This window comes from Thiomicrospira sp. (assembly GCF_036568485.1).
In the GTDB taxonomy this organism is placed as follows: Bacteria; Pseudomonadota; Gammaproteobacteria; order Thiomicrospirales; family Thiomicrospiraceae; genus Thiomicrospira.
On sequence record NZ_DATCSL010000065.1, the window covers coordinates 1 to 9,931 of the forward strand.

The 9,931-nt window shown below is 45.7% G+C and carries 9 protein-coding genes; 4 read left to right on the forward strand and 5 right to left on the reverse strand.

Annotated features, from left to right (window positions below; all coding sequences use genetic code 11):
- A partial coding sequence (locus VIM91_RS06990; protein WP_331864103.1) for a vitamin B12 dependent-methionine synthase activation domain-containing protein occupies positions 1–1,883 on the forward strand: 1,883 nt, incomplete at its 5' end.
- A 31-nt stretch (positions 1,884–1,914) separates the two neighbouring features.
- On the opposite strand, the gene VIM91_RS06995 is transcribed toward VIM91_RS06990, so the two are convergent.
- Positions 1,915–2,895 (reverse strand): GlxA family transcriptional regulator, encoded by a 981-nt coding sequence (locus VIM91_RS06995; RefSeq protein ID WP_331864104.1) that lies wholly within the window; start codon positions 2,893–2,895, stop codon positions 1,915–1,917.
- A 109-nt stretch (positions 2,896–3,004) separates the two neighbouring features.
- Here VIM91_RS06995 and VIM91_RS07000 point away from each other — a divergent pair, with 109 nt between their 5' ends.
- Positions 3,005–3,547, forward strand: coding sequence for a cysteine hydrolase family protein (locus tag VIM91_RS07000; RefSeq protein WP_331864105.1), 543 nt, complete (start codon positions 3,005–3,007; stop codon positions 3,545–3,547).
- 136 nt (positions 3,548–3,683) lie between these two features.
- On the opposite strand, the gene VIM91_RS07005 is transcribed toward VIM91_RS07000, so the two are convergent.
- Together VIM91_RS07005 and VIM91_RS07010 are read right to left on the reverse strand one after the other, a co-directional pair.
- Entirely contained in the window at positions 3,684–4,922 is a 1,239-nt protein-coding gene (locus VIM91_RS07005) for a tetratricopeptide repeat protein (protein WP_331864106.1), read from the reverse strand.
- On the reverse strand, positions 4,912–6,441 hold the full coding sequence (locus tag VIM91_RS07010; RefSeq protein WP_331864107.1) for an adenylate/guanylate cyclase domain-containing protein: 1,530 nt from the start codon (positions 6,439–6,441) through the stop codon (positions 4,912–4,914). The genes VIM91_RS07005 and VIM91_RS07010 overlap by 11 nt, the downstream gene beginning before the upstream one ends.
- A 320-nt stretch (positions 6,442–6,761) precedes the next feature.
- On the opposite strand from VIM91_RS07010, the gene VIM91_RS07015 reads away from it, so the two are divergent.
- Both VIM91_RS07015 and VIM91_RS07020 read left to right on the forward strand, forming a co-directional pair.
- Complete coding sequence (locus tag VIM91_RS07015) at positions 6,762–7,325, forward strand: YeeE/YedE family protein (protein ID WP_331864111.1); 564 nt, start codon at positions 6,762–6,764, stop codon at positions 7,323–7,325.
- A gap of 2 nt (positions 7,326–7,327) precedes the next feature.
- Positions 7,328–7,771 carry a DUF6691 family protein gene (locus VIM91_RS07020; protein ID WP_331864108.1) on the forward strand — a complete coding sequence of 148 codons (444 nt, stop codon included), beginning with the start codon at positions 7,328–7,330 and terminating at the stop codon, positions 7,769–7,771.
- 47 nt (positions 7,772–7,818) lie between these two features.
- Here the strand turns inward: VIM91_RS07020 and VIM91_RS07025 are convergent, their stop codons facing one another.
- The gene (locus VIM91_RS07025) at positions 7,819–8,919 is read right to left on the reverse strand and encodes a DUF5666 domain-containing protein (RefSeq protein ID WP_331864109.1); all 1,101 of its coding nucleotides are present in this window, start codon (positions 8,917–8,919) and stop codon (positions 7,819–7,821) included.
- Positions 8,916–9,755, reverse strand: a complete 840-nt coding sequence (locus tag VIM91_RS07030) for a DUF6502 family protein (protein WP_331864110.1) — start codon at positions 9,753–9,755, stop codon at positions 8,916–8,918. Before VIM91_RS07030 ends, VIM91_RS07025 begins: the two co-directional genes overlap by 4 nt.
- Between the last annotated feature and the right edge of the window lie 176 nt (positions 9,756–9,931).

The window sequence follows — 9,931 nt, forward strand, 5'->3', positions numbered from 1 at the left end:
TAAAACAAGCCGTGGAAGATGTGGTGCTGAACAAGGATTCCGGTGCCGCGGATCGTTTGCTTGAAGTGGCCGAAAAATTCCGTGGCGACGGTTCGGTACAATCCAAAGAATCCGATATTCGTTGGCGCGAAGCCAGCGTTGAAAAACGTTTGGAACACTCTTTGGTTAAAGGTATCACTGACTACATCGAAGACGACACCGAAGAAGCGCGCACCACACTAGGTTCGCCATTACAGGTGATCGAAGGCCCATTAATGGATGGCATGAACGTGGTCGGCGACTTATTTGGCGCGGGCAAAATGTTCTTGCCCCAAGTGGTCAAATCTGCGCGCGTGATGAAACGCGCGGTGGCTTATTTACAGCCCTTCTTAGAAGCCGAAAAAGCCAGCGGCCAAGCCAAAGGTAAAATTGTCATGGCCACCGTAAAAGGCGACGTGCACGACATAGGTAAAAACATTGTGGGCGTGGTACTGCAGTGTAATAACTTTGATGTGATCGACCTAGGCGTGATGGTGCCGACCGAAAAAATTCTCGACACGGCGATTAAAGAAAACGCCAATGTGATCGGCTTATCTGGCCTGATTACGCCGTCCTTGGAAGAAATGGTAAATGTCGCCAAAGAAATGCAACGCCGTGGCATGAACTTGCCTTTATTAATTGGTGGCGCCACCACCTCGAAAGCGCATACGGCGGTGAAAATCGAACCGCAATATGATCACCCAGTAGTCTATGTAAAAGATGCCTCGCGTGCGGTTGGTGTCGCACAAAGTTTGATCTCGAATGATCTAAAAGTCGAGTACGCCGCTAAGATTCGTGATGAATACGCGCAATTACGTGAAGAACGTAAAGCGCGTTCTAAGCAAGTTAAACGTACGCCGCTCAACAAAGCACGCGAAAACCCAATTCCGATTGATTGGACAAACTACACCCCGCCCAAACCGAGCTTTTTGGGCACCAAAGTGTTTGACGATATTCCGTTAACAGACTTATTGGATCGATTAGATTGGTCGCCGTTTTTCCAGTCTTGGGATTTGCACGGTTTGTACCCGCGCATTTTAGACGACAAGCTGGTGGGCGAAGAAGCGCGTAAAGTGTTTGCCGACGCCAAAACCATGCTACAAACCATTATTAAGGAAAAATGGTTAACCGCACGTGCGGTGATTGGCTTTTATCCAGCCAACTCTGTGGTTGATGATATTGAGCTTTACGAAGATGACCAACGTGAAAAGGTGCTAACGCGTTTACACAACTTGCGTCAACAAGCCGAAAAAAAACCTGGCCAATACAACCAGTGTTTAAGCGATTACATCGCCCCCAAAGCCAATAAACAACAACCAGGCCTGGTGCTTGAAGATTATATTGGTGCGTTTGCAGTCACCGCCGGTATTGGCATCGACGAACACATTGCACGCTTCGAAGCCGCGCATGATGATTATCAAGCCATTATGCTTAAAGCTTTGGCCGACCGTTTAGCCGAAGCCTTGGCGGAATATATGCACGAAAAGGTGCGTAAAGAATTTTGGGGTTATGCTGCCGATGAACAGCTCACCAACGAAGAAATGATTAAAGAAAAATATCGCGGTATTCGTCCGGCACCTGGTTACCCGGCCAACCCAGAACATACCGAAAAAGGCACGCTTTGGTCGTTGCTTAAGCCGGATAGCGAAATCGGTTTGGATTTAACCTCCAGCTATGCGATGACCCCGACGGCGGCGGTTTCAGGCTGGTATTTTGCGCATCCAGAAAGTAAATACTTCGGTGTCGGTTCAATTGGCCGAGACCAAGCTGAAGATTACGCCAAACGCAAAAACTGGACTATCGCCGAAGCCGAAAAATGGCTCGCCCCCAACCTAGGCTACGACCCAGAAGATTTTGCAAACTAGGAACGTAAAAGCCGTGTTTTCGGCTTTTATATCAATTTTTTTCATTCGATGAAAAACGTTGACGGTAATCGCTTGGGTTCAGTCCAACTAGGCGCGAAAATACTTTTCGAAACGCGCTTACGTCACTGTAGCCGACTTCCCATGCCACTGTTTCTACCGGTAAACGACTGAACTGCAGCAGCTCTTGCGCTTTATTGACCTTGAGCCGCTGTATATATTCGGTGGTTGTCATGCCGGTGGCTTTTTGAAAACGGCGTAACAAAGTGCGCGGTTCAAGCTGTGCTAGGCTGGCTAATTCGGCCAGCGTAAAATGCTTTTCAGCCGATGCCTGTAATGCATGCTGTAGCTTTAATATCGCATTATCTTGATGATTAAAATTAGGGACAAATGCACGATAATAGCTTTGTTCACGCCCAGGTGGATCAATCAACAGCATTTGTGCGGTTTTAATCATCACACTCGCGCCTAAAAAACGCTCAACCAATGTCAGTCCTAAATCTGTCCAAGCCATGATTCCGCCGGCTGTTATCAAATCCCCGTCTTCTATAATCAGGCGATCAGGATCGGTTTTAATATGCGGAAAACTAGTTTTGAGACAGTCAGTATATGTCCAATGCGTGGTCACCGTTCGATTAGCAAGCAGACCTGTTTCAGCCAGTACAAATGCGCCTGCGCACACCGAACTCAAAATCACCCCTTGTTTATGATGCGCCAACAAGAAATCTTTAAATGGGCTAATTGACTCTAATTCGGTCGGCGAAGCGAGCGTGGGCGGTGCAATTAAAACGGATGGTTTAGCTTTTAGCATGGCATCCGAATCATAGACACAAACAATCTGGTTCGTTACACCCTCCAACGCCCAGTGCGTTGTTTTTAGCAAGGGTAAGGTAATCGATTGCTTTTGTGCTATGTCATTTGCAATGTGAAACAAATCCGTTAAACCCAATACCGCAGCCTGCTGCACTTGTGGGTAAAGAATCAAACCAATTTCTATCTGCTGTTGTTTTTTCAATGTCGATATCGCCTCTTTTAATGTCGTTTACGACACTTCAAATTATGCGCCCCGAGATTAAACTTGTCCATGCTTTCACAGCACACCTTTTAATAACTGGAGTAAAACCATGAGCAAGCAAGCTATCTTAGTTGTCGATTTTCAATGTGAATATTTTTCTGGCGGGAAACTACCCTTAAGTCAGGTTGAGCAAGCCGCAGAAAATGCCGCAAAAATTTTAACGAAAGCAAGAAATGACGAAACACTTATCATCCATATTCGCCACGAATTTGATGGAACCGATGCGCCGTTTTTTGAACCCAACACACCAGGCGTCGTCATTCATGACAGCGTTAAACCAGAAAATAATGAACCTGTGATCGTAAAGAATTTTCCAAATTCGTTTCTCAAAACCTCACTCAAAGCCGAACTGGATAAAGCGGAAGTAACCGAGGTAGTGGTAATTGGAGCCATGAGTCATATGTGTGTTGAAGCCACCAGCCGAGCCGCCTCTGACTTTGGTTACAAAGTGAGCGTTATTGAAGATGCCTGTGCAACCATGGATTTAGAATTTAATGGCGTACATGTTCCGGCAAAACACGTTCATGCCACTGCGATGGCGGCTTTAGCGTTTGGATATGGAAAAATTCTGACGACACAGGATTTTTTATAACGCGTTTCTATAAAGCGAGTCCCGCTTTATGCGTATGAGTTCTAATTTCTATTTTTAAGCCAACCACATCGAACAAAATGATTGACCACCAGGCCTGGTGGTCAGCTATTTGGCAAAGTAAACAAACTCAAACTCCTTAGCGACTTAACATCTCTAGGGTTTCACGGCGTTTGTTAATTCGCACCATATAGGTTTTACAAACCGGGTTATCGGGTTCAATTCTTAACACGGTCTCAAAACGCGCCAGCGCTTCGTCGAAACGGTTTTGATCAAAGTACCATTCACCTTCTTTTAACAATCTTGCTCTATTGGCGATAATAGTCTTATTCACATCTGCTTTGAGGGTGCGTGCCCCAGCATGTGTAGGATCAACTCTTAAAACCGCCTCAGCCTGATTCAGTGCGTTTACATAATGCCCATCATTTAATAACTCGCGCCCCTGAGTTAACTTAACTTGCGCGTCCGCTTGTTGATGTTGTTGTCGCATATCGGCTAATAGGTTTTGTGCTGGTAAATAGTTTCTTTCAGCCGCTAAGGCTCTTTTTAGATAACCTTCTGCTTTTTCGATTTGACTCGCCGCTAACGCGTTTTTAGCCAATGCAGTTAAATAAATAGCGTCTTTGCGTTTTTGTAATCGCACCAAACCGCGCGTGGCCTTTTGTTGCGTCACACTGAATGTTTGGGCTTTTTTAAATTCTAGCTCAGCCGCTTCAAGATCGTTTTGGGCAAATGCCTCTCTGGCTTGGCGTAGATGAACCATTCCGATATTTTTTTCTTGGCGCTCTAGCTCATATTGTTGAAGCAAATAATTAAACGCCTGTCGGTGATCATGACGCAGATTTAAAATTTCTTTAACCGTTTGATCACGCTCGCGACGCTGTTTATTCGAAAGATCTTTTTGGCTTAAAAACTGGTTTAGCTGCGCTTTTTTTTCTGTAAGAAGCGCGCCATTTTTCGGGTCTTTTAACAATAGATCATATTGTTGCTGTGCATCTTCATAGTGAGGATCTAGCTTTAACACTTGGTTAAATGCGATCAATGCTGTTTGAGAATTCTCTTGCTTCAAAGCCTGTTGCGCATGTTTATAAGCGACCTGACGTTCCGCTTCAATGCGATTTTTCAAGTTTTCTACTTGCGCTGGATCTATCCCGGAGATGTCTCCAAAAAACAGGCCTTTTTCATATTCTTCCTGCGCTTTTGCTAGAAAACCTTTCTGTTCGAAAAATAGCGCTCTGTCACGGTGATCTTGAGCTTCTTCAATCACACGTTCATAAAAATCGAGTTTTTGTTCAGGGCTTAACGCCTTAAACATAGGCGCACAAGCTGATAAAAGCAGGCTGGCCGCCAGCATCAAACCCACCGGCTTAAAATTCATGCGCCCCATCCTTTTGAACCGAAACAACCATCAATGGCTGGCTGAACCCCTTAACCTTAATCGAGCGTTCAGAACCCACATTTAACTCACTGGCTGATTCATTAAACAAGGATTGTTGAATTAACACTTCGCCCGGCGCGGCTTCCGCACACAATCTGGCGGCTAAATTAACGGCCGCACCGATGCTAGTAAAGTCCATGCGGTCGTGCGATCCCATATTGCCCACAATCACTTCACCCCGATTCAGGCCGATACCGACATTCACTGTCACCTGCTGAGCCTTGGCGCGCAGTTTGTTTTCCTGCGCAATGGCTTGTTGAACTGCGACGCCGGCTTCAAGCGCGCGCTTTAAATCATCTTCACCTTCGAAGGTCGCCATGATTTCATCACCGACAAACTTATCGATATCCCCGCCATGTTGACGAATAATACGGGTCTGCAGGTCTAAATAATGATTGATGATCGCGACCACTTCTTGCGGTGCACGATGCTCACTTAACGCAGTAAAGCCTCGAATATCACTAAACAATAAGGTTTGGGTTCGATAACGCCCACCCAATGTTACCTGAGCCGAATCGTCCTGAATTTGGCTCATCGCCGAACCGGATACAAATTTACTCATGCGTTGATGTTCTCTTAAGCCTTTCACCATTTTGTTAAATTCATCAGACAAGTCTTCGATTTCATCGTTGGTGCTGATGTCGAGTTTGGTATTCAAATCCCCTTCTGCAACCTGTTTCGCCGCTTGCGAAACACTTAAAATAGGGCGGGTTAAACGTAATGAGAACCACCAAGCCAGCACAATGGATAACGCCAGAATACCCATGGTGATCAAGCTGGAAATTTGAGCGGCGTGACGAACCGGGCCTAAAATGGCTTGCTGGTCATAATGCAAAACCACCGCACCGACGATATGTTTTTGCTCGCCCACATTAAACACCACCGGCCTTACAAAACGGATCGCCTGCGCAGCTTGACCATTCTGGTTATAAGCGACCGTGTCACGTAGAACTTGGCGATCTTGACTGGCTAAAATTTGACTGACCAAATGGTCATCTTGTAATGCCTCGCGTTGCTCCATGAATCCGGCGAAATAATTAAATCTGGGCTGATCTTCTTTAGGTTCATACACGTAAATAGAGATGTCCAAAAACCCCTCCATTTGGGCTTCTTTGGTTTCTTTGAGCATCTCTACTAGGTTGACGCGATTGGCGTAGGTGCGCTCAACAATCGCGTTAAAAGAAGCGTCGGCAATTCTGGCAACCGCCATTTGGCCAACTTCGTAGGCTTTATCGGTTAAGGAACGCTCAAGCAGTCCGGTCAAAAAGTGGCTTAACAAACCCACCGCCACAAAAACCACTAGGACCATCCCAGCGATGATCTTGAGCTTCAAACCACCTTGACGAACTAAGGTTCGATAAATATTCAGTCCCCTGCGGGCCAGTTGACGATAAACGTCTACCCCACCTAATAACTTGAAGGTCTGTTTTAGTTGCATGAATCGGTTTTGGTTAAACATCTCAGCCTTATTGGGTAAACACCGGTAGATAAATCACGCTCAAAAAAGCAGGTTTCTCTACTTTTTGCGTTTCATATAGCGTTAGTTGTGAAGTGACAGTGATAATCTTTATTCGATTTATGCCGCTGATTTATCGCATAAACCCCGTAGCCAATTGATAAATACGGGGTTGCGTTTTAACCATATCTGATTGCCTTATCGGTGTTGCGCATTATAGGGATAACCCGCTGAATTTAAAGCGCTATAAATACCTACTCATTAGTGGCTAACGATATTTTTAAGCACCAGGCCTGGTACTTAATAAAGTTTATTTATACCCTATAAAAAAACCCAAGCTTGAAGCTACTTATGCTTCAGGCAAAATATCTATAAAAGTTTCTTATAGGGTCTATAAAATGGAAATATCAGTTTGGGCTGGCTGGATTGCTGGTATCGCAATCGGTCTTTTCGTTATCAGCCACTTCTGGTTACTAGGCAAACCAGCGGGTTGTTCAACCGGCTATGGCAATCTCTGCGGGCTGGTGTGTCGCAAAATCAAATTCTTTCGCATGGGCGAATACAGCAACCTCAACAACTCAAAACTTTGGTTTTTAATTGGTATTCCAATTGGCGGCCTTATTTCAGCCTTAACCTCAGTCGATACTTGGCACTTTAGTTTTGATATGGGCATGTATGATACGATTTTGCCTCAAACCTATTCCGCCAAAGCCATTTGGCTCGTGTTTGGCGGCATGTTACTCGGCTTCGGCGCTCGACTCGCAGGGGCATGTACCACAGGCCATGCGTTAGTCGGTGGCGCGATGCTTAACCCCCCCAGTCTATTGGCTGGGGTTGTGTTTTTTGGCAGCGCCTTAATTACCACGCATTTATTATTTGGGTTGTGACGATGAAAATTCTGAACAAAGTGAATCTATTTTCTCTCATTATGGGCGGCATGTTTGGTTTCCTAATGAGCCGAGCTGGCGCCACCACCTATGATTATCACGCCAAAATGTTCTTGTTTATTGATTTTCAATTAATGGAAGTCATCGTAACCGCCGTCGTCGTCGCGATGATTGGTGTTTTCTTGCTCAAAAAATTTCAAGTCCATTCCGTCGCCACTGGTGAGCAGGTTGATTTTGTGAAAAAACCCTATCAGCAAGGTTTGATTTTGGGCGCGATGTTGTTCGGCATCGGCTGGGGCATGACCGCCGCTTGCCCAGGTACGATTCCAGCCATGATGGCCGAAGGCAAAATCGGCGCAATCTTCACCTTTGCCGGCTTACTCTTAGGCACCATGGCTTACGGTGTGCTACAAACCTATATTCACTACGAACATCCCACAAAATAAACCTTCAATATGCTAGACAACCAGGCCTGGTTGTTTACTGATTCAGATTAATGCCTTGGAGATGTTGGCGCGGGTGGGCGTCCTGGCCTGACATCACGCATGGGCTTCATTCCTCTAGGCGCGCTATGATTTAGTTGACGTGTTTTAAACAATTCATTTATACGCAAGCCTTGATTCGGCTTTATTGACTGCCGCATGGTTTGTGGCCAATCTTTCAGCCATGAGCGCATTTCTATCCGATTTAGAATCTGCCAACCCTGCTGATCTTGCTGCAGTTCAAACAACTGTAATCCGGCGGGCGAAGTCTGTTGCAACCCTTCAACCTTAACCCCTTCCAACCACCAATTATCGCCAACACGTTGAGCTTGGCCTTGAATTAATAGGCGTTGTGATTCGAGCCTTTGCGTTCGCATAACCGGCTCAACACTTGTTAAACGCGGAACCTTGTTTTCGGTTTTAAACTGTAAACGCACTAGCTGTCCTTGCTGCGGGTCTTGGGGTAGCTGAGTTGTTTTCAGTTTTGTGCCGGCCACTGTCCAGCTTTGGTCTGGCGTTTGGCTTAAAGTCGCCTCCACATAAGCCTGTTGACCTGGTTGTGATTCAATACGTGTCGCATACCAGGCCTGGTGGTTCGAACCGCCAAAGCTGTTGATTCGCACAAATTCGCCAACCTTAAGTTGCTCTAAACCTTGCGTGTGTTGATCAAGCTGTATGGTTTGACCCAGCACTTGGATGGTCTGATTATCTTTATCAACATGGCTAATTGGCCCTTGAATCGGCCAAAATACCTCGACACGCTCGGCAAAGCTGGCGTTTTCTCTTATTTTAACGCTGACTTGGTGACCAATTTCGAGCTGGTTTAAATCAAACGCTTCCGCCTGACTTTGGACTTGGGTTTGCTGATCTAATTTAATGTGTACGCCATTCACCCAAATGCTTCCAAAGCCGGTAACCACGCCTATGACACCTGTGCCGCCAAAGCCACTATCGTTAATTAAACCTGTTCCACCAAAGCCTGAATCGTTTTCGTCCGATGCGCTGGGCACGGTCAAGCTGGCGATTGCGTTGGGGTGGGTTTGGCAGGAGGTGTTGAGTAATAAAACCAGCAAAAAGCTGACAAAACCTAGGCGTTTTAGCAAATTGCTCACGACTGACCCTCCTTAGGTGGCACAAGGTCATCTATGTCCGACCGATATAAATACACACCCAAATGCGCGGTATAAAGTTCATCTGACGAGCGATCGGTTTTGGCTAAGGCTTGGGCTTTAAGGTTAAACTCGGTGAGCAACTTCATAGACGCCTGTTGGCTCCAGTCATTTAAGCTTTCAATCGACTCACGCGATAGTTTGTTGTAATAAACCGAGCGTTCAAACATGACCGGATCGGCTTCTAAGTTATGCGCCACCGCATTTAAATGCGCAGTTAAGTTTTTTTGCGCAAAAAACAGTTGTTCATTTTGGTCTTGCGTTGGCACATAGGCCGTTTGATTGAGGTGAACTCGGTCTTGTTGGTCAAGATACGCAAAGCCACGCACCAACCAGTCATCTAAGATTGAGCGCGGATGCACATCTTTGGTGATCGAACGAACCAGGCTTTCAAATGATTTTTCTTGATCATCGGCTTCCAGTCGAGCCAAAGGCCGTGGCTGCGCATTTTCGTCTAGCCCGTCCGGCTGACTCAACCAGGTCGAAACCAGTTGTGCGCCCAGACCGGCCTGTTGAAACTTGGTCGATAAGCCATCTTCGGGTTTTAAACCTCTTAGGCGTTTGACTTCTTTGCGGTTTAAACCGGTTTGCACACTGATCCGACTATCCGTGACGGGTTTTGCACCCGCAGGCATTTGCTCGGCGACTTGAACATAACTTGTTTTCACCAACTCCATAAACACCGGATAGGTCACGCCATGACGTAATAACATCCTAATAATTGGGCGTAATAATAACGCCACCATCTTAACTAAGGTTGATGAATCTGAATGGATCACTGAGCTTTCCCGTAAAAAAATATGTGACTATGATAACAAAAAATATTGACATGGGAAAATTTCACATTTATAGTTTCAACAAATGGGAAATAATCCCATTTAATTTCATCACTAGGAGAAACACCATGAAAAATCGTCATTTAGTTATCGTTGCGGCGTTATTATCTATTAGCACA